The sequence below is a fragment of the Pseudoalteromonas sp. R86517 genome (assembly GCF_042466295.1).
Lineage (GTDB): Bacteria > Pseudomonadota > Gammaproteobacteria > Enterobacterales > Alteromonadaceae > Pseudoalteromonas > Pseudoalteromonas atlantica.
This window is the reverse complement of record NZ_JAXHCB010000001.1, coordinates 2,643,615-2,660,308: the sequence shown is the minus strand read 5'-3', so window position 1 is coordinate 2,660,308 and position 16,694 is coordinate 2,643,615. Positions and strand designations below refer to the sequence as shown.

Below are 16,694 nucleotides of genomic sequence, written 5' to 3'. Positions count from 1 at the left end.
TCGGCCCCACACGTTAATGTTATTACCAAGTGGGGCTGCTTTACGCTACTAGCGATTATTTTGTGATCATGCCCAGTGCGCTTTCACCAATACCCACCAATTTATCATTTTTAAATACCAATGGCGTGCATTCATCTTTTGTTGTTTTGCCATCAGAGTGAATGCTGTTAGTCACGTAAAACAGTACCTGATACACATCATCGTCTTTTTTCAATAGCTCGGTAAAGTTTGGCGTTTTTAATTGCGCTAAAACAGATTGGTAGCTGCTATCCATTGTTAAATCTGCAATCGCTTCGCGGTTTTTTTTATGCTGATGTTGCCAGCTTGATGAGTCGTTACCTGCCCAGTGCGTTTCTGCTTCGCCATCTGATACGGCAATAACACAGCCTGTTAAAAACGGAGCAATAAGTGCAGCAGCTAAAAGTGATTTTTTCATTGTTATAGTCCTTGATGAGTTTTAATTTAATTATTTACTTATCAGGAGCAAGTAATAGGCCAATATAACAAAGTTATAAAATTCATGAGGTTAGGTTGCGATGGCTGTTTTTAAGTGATTAATTATAAAAATCATTAGCAAAAACAGCCACTTTTTAGGTTTTTTAACGATTGAGCTAGCCTGCGTTTATTTAGCATAGCGAAAACACGTTACAGCTATTTACTAAATAGAATAAGGCACTTTGAGGCAGGTAAAACCTAGCCTCAATGCGGCTAATTATTATTGCAAATTGTTATTATACCAAGCGGTTACGAGACTCACCGTTAGTAAAGGCTGCAATATTTAGGCTTACCTCATTAATTAAGCGCACGATTGACTCTGTGCTGGCCCATGCAATGTGAGGTGTAAGAAGCAAGTTTTCGCCTGTGTAATTAGCCAGCGGGTTAGAAGGCTCTGCCGGCTCTTTAGTAAGTACATCAACACCCGCACCGGCAATTAAATTTTGCTCTAGGGCTGTGGCTAAGTCGGCTTCATTTATAATGCCACCACGGGCGGTATTGATAATAATACTGCTGGGTTTCATCATTTTTAGCTCATTTAACGAAATTAAATCACGTGTTTCATCAGTAAGCGGGCAGTGCACGCTAATTATATCAGCGGTTTCTAATACTTCTTCAAAAGGTGTACGGCCTTCTCTACAAGAGGCGCCTTTACGCTCTGCAACCACTACATTGGCTCCAAAAGCTTGCGCTACTGTCGCCACACCTTTACCTAGCGTTCCGCCGCCTATAATGGCAAATGTTTTACCTTGTAAATCATTAAAGCTGTAATCTAATCGGCAAAACATCTCGCTTTTTTGCCAAGCGCCTTGCTGGCAGTCGCGCTGGTAGCGGTGTGTATTACCTAATAAATTAGTCACTAACGAAAACGTGTGCTGTACAACCGAAGGGGTTGAGTAGCCTGCTACGTTGGTAACGGCAATACCAAATTCTTCAGCGGCGTTTAAATCAACATTATTAGTGCCTGTTGCACTTACGCAAATAAGCTTAAGCGTTTTAAGTTGGCTTATCGTATCGCGATTTAGCACAACCTTGTTGGTAATAAGGACGTCCGCGCCTTGGCTGTGAGCAACAACTTGCTCAGGTGACGTAAGTTCGTATGTAGTTAGCTCACCTAGTTCTTCAATGCAAGTTAACGAGGTTTTAGCTAAAGTAGCGTTATCGAGAATGGTGATTTTCATTGTGTGTCCTATCTAAATGCGTACCGTAAAATGGCAAGAGCGTTTAAGGTACTACGAATACACACCTTTGTTAATGCTATTACTACCAAATGCTTAGTACAAAAAGTCAGGTTGCTGATAAAAGTTTAAATTGGCTGGTCTGCCCACTCAAATATAAATAACATGATATTTTAGCGGGCTATATCGCTGGGGCCTGTTTATTTTTTGAGGTTGAACTCACTTTCCTGTGAAAGGTCAACAAGCCTTATTAAGGTTGATAAAACTAAAAAACAATGCACCAACCCCTTTTTGTGTGGTCATAGACTGAAATGGCTCGCAAATAAGCATAACCAAATGGCTATTTCTTATTTAAGAGTGGCTGAGTTATAATCAAAATTATATATAAACGGTACGTTTTGCGTGCCGTTTTTTTAACATTGTAGATGCAGTAATGAGTGAATTAGAAGATAAGTACGCAGACATAAGACCTTACAACGACGATGAAGTTGCGGCCTCGCTAGCGCGTTTAATTAACGATAATGCGTTTATAGATGTAATAGCAAAGTACAACTTACCGCGCTTTATATCCGCTATGCCTTTTATTGCTCGCACACTGGTGAGAAGCCAGTTACGAAAAAAATGGGGTAAATTTACGAGCGTTGAAGATGTACAAAACGAAGTTGCAAAGTATTTAGATAAACTTATAAAACGCACTACCTCAAAAGTTACCTTTTCGGGATTAGACAAATTAGACCCGCAGCAAGCGTATTTATTTATATCAAACCACCGCGACATAGTGCTGGACCCTGCACTTGTTAATTGGGGTTTGTATCAACATAAAATGAAGACGGTGCGTATAGCAATTGGTGATAACTTATTGCAAATACCGTATATAACCGAGCTGATGCGTTTAAATAAAAGCTTTATCGTTAAGCGCTCAGCCAAAGCTCCTAAAGAGATGCTTAAGGCGCTTACGCAGTTGTCATCGTATATTTATGACTCGTTAACAGCAGGAAATTCCATTTGGATTGCGCAAAAAGAAGGGCGTGCAAAAGACGGCTTTGATCAAACAGATCCGGCGCTTTTAAAAATGCTGCAACTTAATGGTCGTAAACAAAAGAAAGAATTTGGCGAGTACATTAAAGAGTTAAAAATTGTTCCGGTGTCTATTTCTTATCAGTATGAGCCTTGTGCAATTTCTAAAGCAAAAGAGCTTTATCATAAACAGCAGCACGGTGAATACGTAAAATCAGCAGGCGAAGACATAGCAAGTATTGTTGAAGGATTTAGCTCTGCTAAAGGGCATGTGCATTTAGCATTTGGACAACCGGTTGAAAGCGGTTGCGATGATGCTGATGAGCTGGCGCAAACAATTGATAAGCACATTGTTGAGTCTTTTTACTTACACCCAGGAAATTACATTGCCGGTGGGTGCAAGCAAGCAGTTATTGATGAGCCCGATACCGCCACTTTTGAGCAGCGTTTAGCCTTAGTGCCAGAAGAGCTAAAGCCACTTGTTTTAGCTATGTATGCAAAGCCATTTCAACGCAAAACTGAAATCACAAACAAAGTATGTGAGCAAAGCCATTAGGCATCTGCGTTGGCAAATAGCGTAATAAAGCAGCGTAAACGCTGCTTTTTTTTTGTGCATAAATAACGCTATACTCATACAAAGCAATTAATCTACTTAGGGGGCGCAATGCAACAAATTGAAATATTTGATATTCCAAGCCCCTGTAAAAGTATTTGCCAAGTAAACAACCGAGGTTATTGCAAAGGCTGCTACCGAAGCCGGGATGAGCGCTTTAATTGGAATGCGTTAAGCAATGCGCAAAAAAAGAAAGTACTTAGCTTGTGCCAACAACGTTACAAACGGTATTTACAAAAACGCCAAGCTGCGCAATCACAAGCCACTTTAGATAAACAACAAGGCTTTGAATTTTAAACCTTGCTTTACATGCTAGAGTTTTAAATTGTATTTTGCGCGCAATGCGCGACTAGTGCCGTTATCGTGTAGTTTATTTAAAGCATTCAATAATTTACTTACCAAAGCCGCGTGCTTTTTATGTACATAGTGATAGAGCGAAAATGTACTTAGCAGCTGGGTTTGCATACAGGTCTCTGGTAGGGAAAAGTTATCGGCTTTAAGCACAAAGTCGAGCATAATTGCCCCATCAACTTTATGCTGGGCTAGTAGGTTAAGTTGGGTCGTAATATTTTTTACTTCAATAATATTGCCGTTAAACTTATGCTCATTTAAGTAATGGTGCTGAACTGGATAGCCTGACAAAACCGCAATACTATCGAGCTTATCGAGTGTATTGGGTAGGCAGTTTTTAAACAGTAAAAGCTTATAGTCAAACAGTGGGTAGTTAATTCTGATCAGGTTTTTATTGTCCGCCTCTATACTTATATCGCGGCCAAGTTGGCCATCTAACACCCCATTATTGGCTGCTAATAAGGCATTTTGGCGATTAAAATCAATTATGTGTACTTCATAATTAAGTTCTTTATAGGCTAATGTGAGTAAAGCGAGCGCATAGCTTGCTTGAGCTGAGTCGGCCGGGCGGTTAAATATAACGCTATTGTGATTGGCGAGTGTAATTTTACTAAAAAATAAAACGACTAATAAAAACAAAGCATTGAGCTGTATCTGCAAGGTTACTTCCGTTTAAAATAAGGACAGGGCAAATGATCGCAGCGAATAATACCAAAATAGTCTGGTTTTTGCCCATGTTTGTTGCTTTTTAAACAGTAAATGGGTTCAAATATACGTATAATAAATGCGGATAACTAACCGTACTTAGGAGTGGTTGTGAGTTTTAATTTATGTGCTTTACCTCGAGAGCAAAAATACCAGATTCAATTAGATTACGAAGCCTCATTTTGGGCTTATCAAATTAAACGTAATAAAAAAACACGTGAGCAAGTTTATAACACGATTCATAGCCGCCCAGTGGCAGATCAAACGTTTTTAAAGCAACAGTTTGAGCAGTATTTGGCGTTAATGCTAAGCTAATATATGTACACAGTACAAAAGTTAGACACACTTAAGATTCCATTAGTTAATAAGTTTTATGCACTGTATAGCGTAAGAGGACGTGCTAATAAGCAAGATCAGGTTTGGGTTGTTTACAGTGAAATGCAGATAGTTGCGGCGTGTCGGATACAAAATAAACACGATTTTTTGTTTTTATCGACCGTATTTGTTGCCCCGCAGCACCGTGCAAAAGGGCTGGCAAAGCAACTTGTATGCGCCGCTATAAAACAGCAAAGCATGCCGCTTTACACCTTTGCTTATAAAAATATTACAGCTTTATATACGAGTCTTGGTTTTAACCAAGTATTAACATATACTCCTGGTTTAAAAGCACTTTTTGATATTTATACGCATCGAAATATAGTCGCTCTCGAATACTTATAACAAAAACAACGGATCAAGCCATGAGTAAAGGCGTTCATTGGATCATTAGTTGCTGTATAGCTTTAATCGCTATATTTAGTTGCCATGTTGGCGCACAGGTTAAACGTTTATCCCCCAGTGAAGGCCTGTCGCAAAGCTATGTGAACACTATGCTGCTTGATGATAACGGTTACCTATGGCTCTCTACCGAAGGGGGGTTAAACCGCTATGATGGTTACCAAGTTGTTTCAATTAATGGCCCTAATGGCGAGCTTGAAGAAGCCATAATTGATTGTATTTACCAAGACCCCGCAGGCAATATTTGGATAGCCTCGTTACTTGCCGGCTTATTTAAATACGACCCAAGTACCGACACCTACCAGCAATTTATTTCTCAACCTACCAGCGAAAAACAAATTTTAAGCCAGTCGGTATTTAGTATGGCTGCGGTTGATGACAAAACCTTATGGATTGGGCGTGGTCGCGACTTTGCTAAATTAGATATTGAAACAGGTAAAATAACCAGCCTATTTGAGCTGCCTAAAGAATACGAAAACACCTTAGTCAGAGAGCTTTTTCATTACAATGGGTATATTTTTATAGGCACAAGCCATGGGGCGTTTGTATTTGATATCGCCTCTGAACAAATTAGGCCGCTGCAGCATTTAAAAAGCAAAGCTGAGCATATTTATCAAAACAACGTTAAATCGTTTTCGGTTATTGAAAATAATCAGTTGTTAGTAGGCACCGTTAAAGGCTTGTATCAAGTTGATATTAGCGACTTGCCAGGCATGTTTGAACGCCCCGACATAGCATTTAAAAACCAAGCCGTTATTGCCGATTTAAATGTATGGCGCATCATCAACGAAGGCGAAAAGCTAGATCTGGCGACTAATAAAGGGCTCTTTAAATTTGATTTAAATACCAAAGAGTTGGTAAAAAACACACGGATTACGCAAAGTAAATACAGCCTATCTGATACCAGTATGATAGACATGGTAAAAGATAAATCGGGAGGGTATTGGCTCGCTACTAAAACCGATGGTGCATTTTATCTGTCTAATAATACCTATCACTTTAGCAATATAGATGGTAGTAAACTGGGTGGCGATGGCCTTTCTCATCCTTCGGTTTGGGGCATTACGGAGTATGGTAACAGCCTATGGCTGGCAACGCATAATGGCTTAACCGAAATTGATTTAGCCACTAACACCAGCCAAGTTTACTTAAAAAACCACAAAGTAGACTTACTGACTACCGAATTTAGCGTGTATGAAATTATTCCTTATAAGCAAAAGCTTTGGTTACATACAAACCGTGGGCTGTTTGAGTTTGACCCCATAACGCATCAAATTAACGAGCCAACAATAACAAACCCCAACAATAGAGCCTACATAGAAGGCTGGGTACATGGCGTAACCTTAATGCCTAACGGTGATTTGTACTATGTGCACTCAGATCACGGTATGTTTGTATATAATATTGATACTCAGCAGATCACCCGATTAGAAGGGGCCTTTAGCAAAATAGAGCCGTTTTTGGCGCATGGTTTTTCGCCAGCGCTGGCAACCAAGCCTGATATGCCCCTGTTTTTTAATGCGGGTATTTTATATCAGGTAAATCCGACCACATTAGCATTAAACACCATTTATAAAGTGCCAAAACAGCACGATAACGTGGCTATTAATGTGCTTTCTTACGTGGTCGATAACAACAATATTTTATGGATTTCGCTATCTAATTTTGGTCTGATTGGGCTTGATGCAGCCAGTTACAAATTGGTACACACGATTGACTTAGAAAAAAATAAGCTAGGTACCTTACTTTATGACATGGTGCTTGATGATAATGGCATGATTTGGATGAGTAGCCATAAAGGCATATGGCGACTAAACCCAGAAACACTTCATTTTCAGCAGTTTACTACATCTGAGGGGCTGCTTTCTGCTGAGTTTAACAGCAGTGCCATGGCGCATTTAAGCGATGGCCGCATTGCCTATGGCAGCTTAAAGGGCATTACATATTTTCATCCGATGGAAAATCAAAATTACCACTCATTAATTGATCATGTAAATATAACGCGAGTTGATTTAATGTCGCGCGACTTATCTATCGATTTAAAACAGCCATTAAATGAAATAGTCCTTAACCATGATGATATCGGTTTAGAGGTGGCGTTTTCGGCGATGGCGTTTAGCTATCAAGAGCGCATAATTTATGAGTACCAGCTCGATAACGGCCAAAAAACCTACACCCGTAATAATAATCGGGTGTTATTCCCTAAATTAAATCCAGGTAATTACCAGCTCAAAGTATGGGCTAAAGATCCGTTAACCGGCGAGTACACGCCGCCTGCAGTGCTAAAAATTCGTGTTAAGTATCCCCTGTGGCGAGCGCCATATTTTATGGTGCTTTATGGCGTTTTGTTTATCGCATTTATTGCTTTTTGGGTAATGCGCCGCAACAAAATTCAGCGCATATTACTGGCCGCTAATAAAGAAAGTAAAGAAAGTGAAGCGCGATTAAAACTAGCCTTAGAGGGTAGTGAGTCGGGCATGTGGGATTGGCAGTCTACATCGAGTAGTATTTACCAGCCGCGCTTATGTAACGAACTTGGGTATGATCAAGAAAGCGTGAGCCTAGATGATTACCTAGCTAAAATTCACCCTCAAGATAAAGCGCTTTTCAGATTAGAATGGTTAGAATTCTTATCAACCGATAAAGGCTACTTTAATTGCACTTATCGTTTGCGCCACGCTAAAGGCTATTGGCGTTGGTATAAAGACTTTGGCAAAGTAGTGGAATGGAGCGGGCAACTTCCTAAAAAAGTAGCGGGTACTTACACCAATATGACCCGCGAAATGGTGTTTGAAGAGCATGCCCGTTTATTTACCGCTGCGTTTGAGCAAACCCGCGATTGGGTATTTATTCTTGATAAAAACTTTACGGTTCGCGCCTCTAACAAATCGTTGCAAACGGCCTTTAACTTTCCTAGTGAGCCACGCTCTAGCCGCGCCCTTAATTTAGGCATATCGAGAAGCAATCGCTTTGACTACTTACGGATAATGCAAAAGCTGAATGTGGGTGAGCATTTTTCCTGTGAAGACTTAGTCACCCTAGCCAGTGGTGAGCAGCGCCATGTGTTAGTAAAAATAAGTGCAGTGGCCGACACCGAACACCGTTTAAGCAGCTACGTTATTATTTTAACCGATATTCATGCGCAAAAATTGGCTGAAAATGAGCTTCATATTTTAGCCAACTATGACTCATTAACCGGTTTGCCTAACCGTATGCTGTTTAACGACAGGGTCGAGCATGCGATTGAGCAAGCACAAAATCATCAATGTAAAGTAGCTATGCTGCACATAAACATTAAGCGGTTTAAATACTTTAACGACTCATTTGGACGTGAAGCGGCTGATGAGCTAATAAAGCAAGTGGCTAAGCGTATTAAGCGCTCCTTGCGTCCTTCTGCAAGTGTTGCGCGATTTGGTGGCGATGAATTTGTGGTGCTGGTGGAAGATGTGCAGCAAATTGAAGAAGTATTGCTTATTTGCTCTAAATTAATAGACTCTGTAAGCCAAAATATGGAATTTAATGGCCAGGTGGTAAACGTTAATTTAAGTATTGGTGTAGCAATTGCGCCTGATGACGCCGCAGATCATGCTGCGCTGTTAAAAGCTGCCAGTATAGCTTTGTACCATGCAAAAGAGTCGCTCGAAAGCAGTTATAAGTTTTACAAGCAGGAGATGAATCAACATGTACAAAAAGCCCTGCATTTAGAGTCTTTGCTAACTAAAGCGTACCAAGAGCAAGAGTTTTGCAATTACTACCAGCCTATAGTGAATGCGCACACTCAAAAAACCGAAGGTTTTGAAGTGTTGTTACGCTGGCCAGAAAACACTTTAGTGCCCACGCAAGAGTTTTCTTTAGCGGCTGAGAGCATAGGGTTAATAACAAAAATTATGCTGCAAACCTTTGCCCGTGCGTTGCAAGCGCTTAAACAATGGCGTGAGATTTCACCTCAGCTGTACTTGTCGATAAACCTTTCAGCACTTGATTTTGAATACGAAGAGCTTGTAACCGACATTCATAAAGCGCTGAGCCACGCTAATGTGCCCTCAGAAGCCATAGTGTTTGAAATTACCGAGTCTATTTTAATGCGCGACTCTAAACATGCGCTACACAGTATGGAAATGCTGAAAAAGCTTGGCTGTAAACTCTACATGGATGACTTTGGAACAGGCTATGCCTCATTAACGTATTTAAAGCGTTTTCCTATCGATGTACTAAAAATAGATAGAAGTTTTGTGCAAGATATTGGCGTGGACTCGGATGATGAAGCCATTATTCAATCAACGCTTACCTTAGCTCATAGCTTAGGTAAAGAGTGTGTGGCTGAGGGCATTGAAAACAAACAACAGCTGCAGTTTTTAAAGCAGTTAGGGTGTAAGCATTTTCAGGGCTATTTATTTAGTAAGCCAGTACCTAAAGAAGCTGTTCCCGCACTGATCAAACAAGATTGGGGCAACATATTTAACCAGTAAAAATAAGCTTATTGGCGTTTACCACAGTGACGGCAAAATAAATGACTGTTGCGTTGATTAAGCTGCGTTTTAATTGCTTTATTGGCCTCAAGTTTACTTAAACCTAACTTGTAGCGCAGCTCCTCTAAGTGCAAACGCTGTGAGTCATCTAAACTGCCTTGGTGAATTTGCTCATGTACGGCATCTTCAAAAAATTGCCGGCGTTTACGTATTTGCTCCGAAAAACTAGAGGCAAGCAAGCCTGTAGGAATTGCCACCATTCCCATGCTCACCAAAGTGACTACGCCACCAAATAGTTTACCAAGTGGCGTTAGCGGTACAACATCACCATACCCAACCGTAGTGAGGGTCGCCATAGCCCACCACATAGCCGCAGGAATAGAGCCAAATTTATCTGGCTGAATATCGTGCTCCAATAAATAAATACCGCAGGAGGCAAGTATTAGCAGTACCGACATAATAAAAAACGCGGCCAGTAACGAGCTCGCTTCGTCTTTAAATGCTTGTAATAACAACTGCATTGCACGTGAATAACGAGTAAGTTTAAATACTCTTAACAGCCTTAATACACGTAAAAAACGCAAATCCAGAGGAAAAACAAACATTAACAAGCTGGGTAAAATGGCTATTAAATCGATAAGAGCCAAAGGTGATAAAAAATAATGCAGCCGGCGTTTTGCGTTTGAACCTTTTATAGCTGCGTATTTGCTTTTATCAACACAGGCCCAAAGCCTTGCAAGGTATTCAAGGCTAAAAATAGCCACCGAAATAACCTCTAATAGTAAAAACTGCGGGTAGTATATTTTGTTTATACTCGGTACTGATTCCAACACAATGGCAATAACGTTAAGCATAATTAAAGCAATCAGCGCGGTATCGAGTATATGCCCCGCTTTGCGGTAATCGCCGGTCCCTTCAAATACCTGCGCTAACGTTTGTCTTGCTGTGCTGCTCATGTGTTTAGCTTTAACAGCATATTAATACTGCCTTCTTCAAAATCACGGCTAATTGTAAAACCTAACTTACGGGCAAGCTCAATCATGCCGGTGTTCTCAGGCAGTGTTATGCCTTCAATTACTTCTACGCCTTGGCGCTTACAATGATTTATTGCAGCGCTCATAAGCAGCCTGCCAAGACCTAAGCCTTGGTAGTCAGAGCGAACCACGGTTGCAAACTCAGCATGTAAATTATCAGGGTCCATAATAACGCGTGCTACACCTAGGGTGCGGCTTTTACCTTCAAAGCGCTGACAAACAATAAAGGCCATTTCTCGGTCGTAATCTATTTGCGTCATTTTTGCGAGTTGATCGTGGTTAAACTGGGGCAGCTCACCAAAAAAGCGTTTGTAACGATCTTCTTTATTGAGTGATTGATCAAACTCTTGGTGGGCTTTTTCATCCTCTGGACGAATAGGCCTTAATGTAGCTCGCGTATTATTTTTAAGGGTTACTTCTTCTACAAGATCAATAGGGTAAGGGCGGATACACAAACGTTTACGATCGCTGCGTGCCTGATAGTGATTAACACTAATAGTGGCATCAAGCACTAAAAATTGCCCATTGCTGGCTAAAATAGGATTAAGTTCCATGGCACTTATATCGGGCTGATCGACAACAAGTTGAGATATACGTGTGAGCAGGGCGCATAAGCGATATTTGTCGACTTTTTCTGGCAAAATGCGATCTTTTAATACGCCTTTATCGTTTGCGGCTGCAATGAGGTATTTAGCTAAGTTCATATTAAGTGGCGGCAAAGCAACGGCTGCTTGGGCATACTCTAACCCATTACCCGCTTCACCAAGTAATATAACAGGGCCAAAATTAGGCTCAGTTTTAATGGCGATTCGCAGTTCATTAGCGCCGGCGCGCGGCGCCATTTTTTGCAATGAAAACCCTTCAATAACAGCATCTGGATAGGTGTTTTTAATTCGTATCAGCATGGCAAAGGCGGTTTGCTCAACCTCGTTTGCATCGTTTAAGTTAAGAACCACACCCCCTACTTCTGATTTTGAGGCAATACTTGGGCTAATCAACTTTAACGCTACCGGAAAGCCTAGTTCAATTGCTTGCTCACGCGCCTCTGTGGGCGTGTAGGCTACTTCTGTTTGAATACACTCAACACCATAATGACTAAGAATTTGGCTTGCTTGATGAGTGGGTAAGTAGCTTTGCTCTTCTTCTAAAAACTCGTTAATGAGCGTAGTGGCCGCTGATTTATTTATTTTTGCATCATCGGTATTTGATTCGGGTGTTTGCGTTAAATGTTTTTGGTTACGACGATAGCTAACTAAATGCATAAATGCGCCAACCGCACCCTCAGGCGTACGATAGGTTGGAATAGTGTGGTTAGAGCAAACACGCCTCGCGGCATAAGCAGCATCTTCACCCATAAAGTTGGTCATTACATAAGGGCGTGCCATCTTTGGTATTTTTTGTAAGGTTTGCACTATCATATCGGCGTAGTCTTCACTTGGTGCAAGTGCCGAAGGGGTATGAATAATAAGTAAGTTTTTAACTTCTTCGGCGCGAAGTAAAATTTCTAATGCTTGCTTGTAACGCGCCGGAGCAGAGTCACCAAAAATATCGACAGGGTTAGATGTAGTATCCGACTGCGGAATAACTTTATTGAGTGCGGATCGTGTTTGCTCACTAAGCTGGGTAAGTTTGCCCGAATTTAAAATAAGCTCATCGACCGCCATAACCCCCGGGCCGCCTCCGTTGGTTAAAATGGTTAACTGCTCAACTTTTAGTAATTTAGGGTGGATGGCAAGTGTTTGCGTGGCTGCAAAAAGTTCGCGCAGATCACTAACACGCAGCATACCGGCGCGTTGAAAAAGCGCATCGTACACTGCATCTGAACTTTGCTTGCCACCGGTATGAATTTCAGCAGCCAGTGCACCTGCTCCGGTTTTTCCCGTTTTAATGGCAATAACTGGCTTACTAAAGGCCGCTGCCCGTGCTGCCGAGATAAATCCGCGAATGTCTTCAATATTATCTATGTAGAGCAAAATCGCTTTGGTTTTAGCATCGCGGCCTAAAAAATCGAGCAGCTCGTCAAAATCGATATCTAGGCAATCACCGACCGAAACAAAATACGAAAAGCCAATTTCTTTATTTTTAGCCCAATCTAAAATAGTGGAACACACCGCTGCGGATTGCGATATAAATGCCAGTTTCCCTGGTGCTGCAACTGTGTGAGAAAAGCTGGCATTAAGGCCAATATGCGGAATGAGCAGCCCTAAACAATTAGGCCCAAGCAAAGTAACGTGATGGGCATTTGCAGCGCGCTTTAAGGCTGTTTTTTGGCTCAATGAGAGCCCATCAGCAATCACAATTGCACTTTTACAGCCAAGCTCACCTAGTTGCTCGATAATGCTTAGTAAGGTATTTTTATTTGTACAAATAACGGCTAAGTCGGGCACTTTGGGCAGCGCGGCAATATCAGGGTAGGCAAGCACACCGTGTACCGCACTGTGGGTAGGGGTTACGGGCATAATTGGCCCTTTAAACCCACCTTGCAATAAATTGCGCATAACCACAAACCCCGCGCGTGTGGGGGTATTCGAGGCGCCAATAACGGCTACCGAGGCCGGATTAAAAAATTGGCTGATGCGCTTTAAGCTCATGACATATCCTTGGCTGATTATATTTTGCGTTATTTATAGTCTCAATGTACCCTGTTTGCTGTGTTATTTCGAGCGCATAGATACTTATTATTGATATCAATCAAGGAGTTTTTTGTGAATAAAACACCCGGTTTTTACACCGTTATAGCCGCAATTTGCCTAAGTATAGGCTTCATTTTATTAGGCTTTATTATTAAAAGTGCCGCAGTAGATGTAAAAAGCATGGAACGTAGTGTGCAGGTTAAAGGGTTAGCAGAGCGTGAAGTTAGCGCCGATACGGTAATTTGGCCGCTGCAATACAGCGATGCAGACAACGACTTAGAAAAACTGGTTAGTCGAGTTGAGCAAAAAAACGATGCTGTTATTGCATTTTTAAAGCTACATGGCTTTGATGATGACGAAATAAGTATGGGTAGCCAGTCGATTATTGATAAGCAAGCCCGAGAATACGCTAACGATAATCAAAAGTTTCGTTACTTGGTACGCGCTAATATTATTGTGTATTCGAACGCGCCCGACAAAGTACAAAATGCGCTGAGTAAAGTGAGTCAATTAGCTAAACAAGGCATTGCCATTGTGCAAAATAGCTACGAAACCAAAGTTGAATATTTATTTACCGGCCTTAACGATATAAAGCCAGCCATGGTGCAAGAGGCTACAGAAAAAGCCCGTGAAGTTGCCAACAAATTTGCTAAAGATTCGAACTCAACGCTGGGTAAAATAAAATCCGCTCGCCAAGGGCAATTTAGCATTAGCAATCGCGATTCAAACACGCCACATATCAAAAAGGTGAGGGTGGTCACCAGTGTTGAATATTACTTAAGTGATTAAATTGCTCTAACTAAGTGGGCAATTTGCGCGGTTGAGCGCTGTAAGTAAGCAGCGCTAAGTAAAATGCTGGTTTCGTTAATATCAGCGCCTTTTAATATATTTGTCAGTTGCTGTTTAGCGGTTGGATTTTGTTTTTGCTCTATTTCCATAAGCGCTAATAATGCTGAAAATTCATGCTTTATTGGTGTGCTAGGTTTATCAGCATAGGCGATATAACAGGCAACAGGGGTGAGGCCGCAAGCATTTGTTTGAGCAAGGGCTTTTACTAAATTGTCGTTAGATTCAAATAGCATTAATGAGCGCACATAGTTAAACGCCAGCTTTTGAGCATTGGCGTGTTTAAATACATTGTGCAGTACATTATTTCCTTGGCCGTCTTGTGCTAAAAAGCCGTTATTTTCTTTTAATGCGGGTGTAAAAAACGTTAATGCATCAGTCGTTGTTAATTGGTTTATAAAAGGTGCTGGTGGGTTGTTGGTTGTTAAAATACGTGTGGCCACATTTTGCATAAAGTCGTATTTAATACTCATCCGCAAAGCACTTTCGTAAAGGTGGTTTAGCTGTAATGTTTGCTGAGCAGGGCTTAACTGTTTAAAGTCGTTATCGAGCTCGTCTAGCTGATGCTTAGCAATGCGCGCATTAAGTAATTGTATGCTTAAATCCATTCTTAACCCTACCTCTGAGCGTTTTTATTACTATAAAACAAAAAAGGCCGCATCAGCGACCTTTTTCTATTTATAACCAAGTATTAAGCTTTTTTACTTGCTACCCACTCGTTTACAAAGTTCTCTAGTACGTTAAGTGGTACAGGGCCATTTTTAAGTATAACGTCGTGGAACTGACGAATATCAAACTTATCGCCTAGTTGCTTTTTAGCCTCTTCACGCAGCTCTAAAATTTTAAGCATACCCACTTTATAAGCTGTCGCTTGCGATGGCATTACAATGTGACGCTCAACCATTTTAACACCGTCAGATGTGGCGTTAGGCGTATTATTCACGTAGTAATCAATACCTTCTTGGCGAGTCCATTTCATTGCGTGAATACCGGTATCAACGACTAAGCGACACGCACGCCATAATTCCATAGAAAGGCGACCAAAGTCTGAGTATGGGTCTGAGTAAAGGCCCATTTCTTTAGGAATGTACTCTGAGTATAAGCCCCAACCTTCAATATAAGCGGTGTAGCCACCAAACTTACGAAACTTAGGTACACCTTCAAGCTCTTGTGAAATAGCAATTTGCATGTGGTGACCCGGAATACCCTCATGGTACGCTAATGCTTCCATTTGGTACGTTGGCATTGCTTCCATGTCGTAAAGGTTTGCGTAGTAAATACCAGGGCGTGAGCCATCTGGTGCAGGTTGTTGGTAAAATGCTTTACCTGCTGCTTTTTCGCGGAATGCTTCAACGGCTTTAACTTTAAGATCAGCCTTTGGCTTAACAATAAATAACTCATCTAGACGAGTTTTCATGGTGTTGATTAGGCCAGTGGCTTCATCTAAATAACGCTGTTTACCTTGCTCGTCATTGGCATAATAAAATTGTTTATCCGTTTTCATAAACTGCATAAACGCTTTTAAATCACCTTTAAAGCCTACTTTGTCTTTAATTTCACGCATTTCATCATGAATACGTTTTACTTCAGCAAGGCCAATGGCATGAATTTCTTTAGCGGTTAAGTCAGTTGTTGTGGTGCGCTTAAGTGCGTTATTGTAAAACGCTTCCCCGTCAGGCAGTTTCCATGCGCCATCGCGGTTATCTGCACGTTTTTCTAGCTGTGCTAAGTAATTAATTAACTTAGAGTAAGAAGGCTTAACGGCTGATTTTAATGCATCAGTTGCCTCGCTAATTAAGGCATCTTTTTCATCTTGGCTAATTTCAAGAGCGCTTACTTTACGTTTAAAGTCGGCTAATAGTGTTGAGTCTTCACCTTTTTCAAACGGCGCACCATGAATGATGTTTTTGCTCGAATCTATAACATGTGGGAACACAAATTTAGGCGCAATAATGCCTTTATCAGCACGGGTTTCTAAATCAGTAATTAGCTGATCAAATACAGTAGGTACACCGTTTAAACGCGCAATATAATCTTTAGCTTCTTTAACATTACTAATTGAATGTTGGTTAATTAAAAACGCAGGCACCATAGAGTGAGTACCAAACATTTGGTTAACTGGGTAGTTATGGTAACGCCATTTAAAATCAGCAATCGAGCTTTCTAGGTCTTGTTTTTTTAAGTCGTAACTTACTTTAGTGGCATCATCAAGCAGGTCGCGGTTGATAGCATTTAAAGTAACTAAGTCTTCTTTTGCTTGCGCAAGGTCTTTTAGTTTTTGCTCTTCGCTGCCGTCATCCCATTTATCGTAATCTTTTTTAATACCCATGTAAGTTTGATAAACCGGGCTGCTCATTACATCGCGGTTAAAGGTATCTTCAAAAAACGCATTCGCTTTGTCGATTTCGCTTTGCACAGGTTGCGCTTGAACTGCAGGCGCCGGCGTTGTTTGTTGTGGTGCCTGCTGGCAGCCGGCTAAAATAGCAACGCTCACGGCTGCTGCAATAAAGGTAAGTTTACGCATTGTTTTCCCTTTGTTGTTAGAAACCCATTAGGGTGTATTATATTTATTTGCT

The 16,694-nt window shown here is 41.1% G+C and carries 13 protein-coding genes; 6 read left to right on the top strand and 7 right to left on the bottom strand.

The window, feature by feature from the left end; all coding sequences use genetic code 11:
* Positions 1 to 55: 55 nt before the first annotated feature.
* Both SJY38_RS12060 and SJY38_RS12055 read right to left on the bottom strand, forming a co-directional pair.
* Entirely contained in the window at positions 56 to 436 is a 381-nt protein-coding gene (locus SJY38_RS12060; protein WP_004585870.1) for a DUF3192 domain-containing protein, read from the bottom strand.
* Positions 437 to 731: 295 nt separating this feature from the next.
* Complete coding sequence (locus SJY38_RS12055) at positions 732 to 1,676, bottom strand: D-2-hydroxyacid dehydrogenase (RefSeq protein ID WP_377109837.1); 945 nt, start codon at positions 1,674 to 1,676, stop codon at positions 732 to 734.
* A 430-nt stretch (positions 1,677 to 2,106) separates the two neighbouring features.
* Between SJY38_RS12055 and SJY38_RS12050 the strand changes: the two genes are divergently transcribed.
* Together SJY38_RS12050 and SJY38_RS12045 are read left to right on the top strand one after the other, a co-directional pair.
* The gene (locus SJY38_RS12050; RefSeq protein ID WP_029774392.1) at positions 2,107 to 3,246 is read left to right on the top strand and encodes a 1-acyl-sn-glycerol-3-phosphate acyltransferase; all 1,140 of its coding nucleotides are present in this window, start codon (positions 2,107 to 2,109) and stop codon (positions 3,244 to 3,246) included.
* A gap of 108 nt (positions 3,247 to 3,354) precedes the next feature.
* On the top strand, positions 3,355 to 3,600 hold the full coding sequence (locus tag SJY38_RS12045) for a DUF1289 domain-containing protein (protein WP_004586824.1): 246 nt from the start codon (positions 3,355 to 3,357) through the stop codon (positions 3,598 to 3,600).
* A 15-nt stretch (positions 3,601 to 3,615) separates the two neighbouring features.
* On the opposite strand, the gene SJY38_RS12040 is transcribed toward SJY38_RS12045, so the two are convergent.
* Positions 3,616 to 4,314: a substrate-binding periplasmic protein gene (locus tag SJY38_RS12040; RefSeq protein ID WP_377109836.1), complete on the bottom strand. Its 699-nt coding sequence runs from the start codon at positions 4,312 to 4,314 to the stop codon at positions 3,616 to 3,618.
* A gap of 156 nt (positions 4,315 to 4,470) precedes the next feature.
* Between SJY38_RS12040 and SJY38_RS12035 the strand changes: the two genes are divergently transcribed.
* Genes SJY38_RS12035 through SJY38_RS12025 form a run of 3 tightly spaced genes read left to right on the top strand, consistent with a single transcriptional unit; the run spans position 4,471 to position 9,605 of the window.
* Positions 4,471 to 4,674, top strand: a complete 204-nt coding sequence (locus tag SJY38_RS12035) for a DUF3283 family protein (protein ID WP_377109835.1) — start codon at positions 4,471 to 4,473, stop codon at positions 4,672 to 4,674.
* 3 nt (positions 4,675 to 4,677) lie between these two features.
* A complete protein-coding gene (locus SJY38_RS12030) occupies positions 4,678 to 5,079 on the top strand; it encodes a GNAT family N-acetyltransferase (protein WP_004586827.1) in 402 nt (133 codons plus the stop codon).
* 20 nt (positions 5,080 to 5,099) lie between these two features.
* Positions 5,100 to 9,605 (top strand): EAL domain-containing protein, encoded by a 4,506-nt coding sequence (locus SJY38_RS12025; RefSeq protein WP_377109834.1) that lies wholly within the window; start codon positions 5,100 to 5,102, stop codon positions 9,603 to 9,605.
* Between the two features lie 8 nt (positions 9,606 to 9,613).
* Here SJY38_RS12025 and SJY38_RS12020 read toward each other — a convergent pair whose 3' ends face one another.
* Positions 9,614 to 10,561 (bottom strand): ion transporter, encoded by a 948-nt coding sequence (locus tag SJY38_RS12020; RefSeq protein WP_377109833.1) that lies wholly within the window; start codon positions 10,559 to 10,561, stop codon positions 9,614 to 9,616.
* Complete coding sequence (locus tag SJY38_RS12015; RefSeq protein WP_377109832.1) at positions 10,558 to 13,230, bottom strand: bifunctional acetate--CoA ligase family protein/GNAT family N-acetyltransferase; 2,673 nt, start codon at positions 13,228 to 13,230, stop codon at positions 10,558 to 10,560. Before SJY38_RS12015 ends, SJY38_RS12020 begins: the two co-directional genes overlap by 4 nt.
* A gap of 114 nt (positions 13,231 to 13,344) precedes the next feature.
* Here SJY38_RS12015 and SJY38_RS12010 point away from each other — a divergent pair, with 114 nt between their 5' ends.
* A complete protein-coding gene (locus SJY38_RS12010; protein WP_377109831.1) occupies positions 13,345 to 14,061 on the top strand; it encodes an SIMPL domain-containing protein in 717 nt (238 codons plus the stop codon).
* Here the strand turns inward: SJY38_RS12010 and SJY38_RS12005 are convergent.
* Both SJY38_RS12005 and SJY38_RS12000 read right to left on the bottom strand, forming a co-directional pair.
* Positions 14,058 to 14,726, bottom strand: coding sequence for a hypothetical protein (locus SJY38_RS12005; protein ID WP_377109830.1), 669 nt, complete (start codon positions 14,724 to 14,726; stop codon positions 14,058 to 14,060). The two genes, SJY38_RS12010 and SJY38_RS12005, sit on opposite strands and share 4 nt — an antisense overlap.
* A gap of 83 nt (positions 14,727 to 14,809) precedes the next feature.
* Positions 14,810 to 16,642 (bottom strand): DUF885 family protein, encoded by a 1,833-nt coding sequence (locus SJY38_RS12000; RefSeq protein WP_126005912.1) that lies wholly within the window; start codon positions 16,640 to 16,642, stop codon positions 14,810 to 14,812.
* Positions 16,643 to 16,694 lie beyond the last annotated feature (52 nt).

What these genes read in the sequence shown, in the direction of transcription:
- SJY38_RS12030 (WP_004586827.1), top strand. Translation starts at nt 4,678, where the DNA reads ATGTACACAGTACAAAAGTTAGACACACTTAAGATTCCATTAGTTAAT.
- SJY38_RS12055 (WP_377109837.1), bottom strand. Translation starts at nt 1,676, where the DNA reads ATGAAAATCACCATTCTCGATAACGCTACTTTAGCTAAAACCTCGTTA.
- SJY38_RS12060 (WP_004585870.1), bottom strand. Translation starts at nt 436, where the DNA reads ATGAAAAAATCACTTTTAGCTGCTGCACTTATTGCTCCGTTTTTAACA.
- SJY38_RS12020 (WP_377109833.1), bottom strand. Translation starts at nt 10,561, where the DNA reads ATGAGCAGCACAGCAAGACAAACGTTAGCGCAGGTATTTGAAGGGACC.
- SJY38_RS12045 (WP_004586824.1), top strand. Translation starts at nt 3,355, where the DNA reads ATGCAACAAATTGAAATATTTGATATTCCAAGCCCCTGTAAAAGTATT.
- SJY38_RS12000 (WP_126005912.1), bottom strand. Translation starts at nt 16,642, where the DNA reads ATGCGTAAACTTACCTTTATTGCAGCAGCCGTGAGCGTTGCTATTTTA.
- SJY38_RS12050 (WP_029774392.1), top strand. Translation starts at nt 2,107, where the DNA reads ATGAGTGAATTAGAAGATAAGTACGCAGACATAAGACCTTACAACGAC.
- SJY38_RS12015 (WP_377109832.1), bottom strand. Translation starts at nt 13,230, where the DNA reads ATGAGCTTAAAGCGCATCAGCCAATTTTTTAATCCGGCCTCGGTAGCC.
- SJY38_RS12005 (WP_377109830.1), bottom strand. Translation starts at nt 14,726, where the DNA reads ATGGATTTAAGCATACAATTACTTAATGCGCGCATTGCTAAGCATCAG.
- SJY38_RS12025 (WP_377109834.1), top strand. Translation starts at nt 5,100, where the DNA reads ATGAGTAAAGGCGTTCATTGGATCATTAGTTGCTGTATAGCTTTAATC.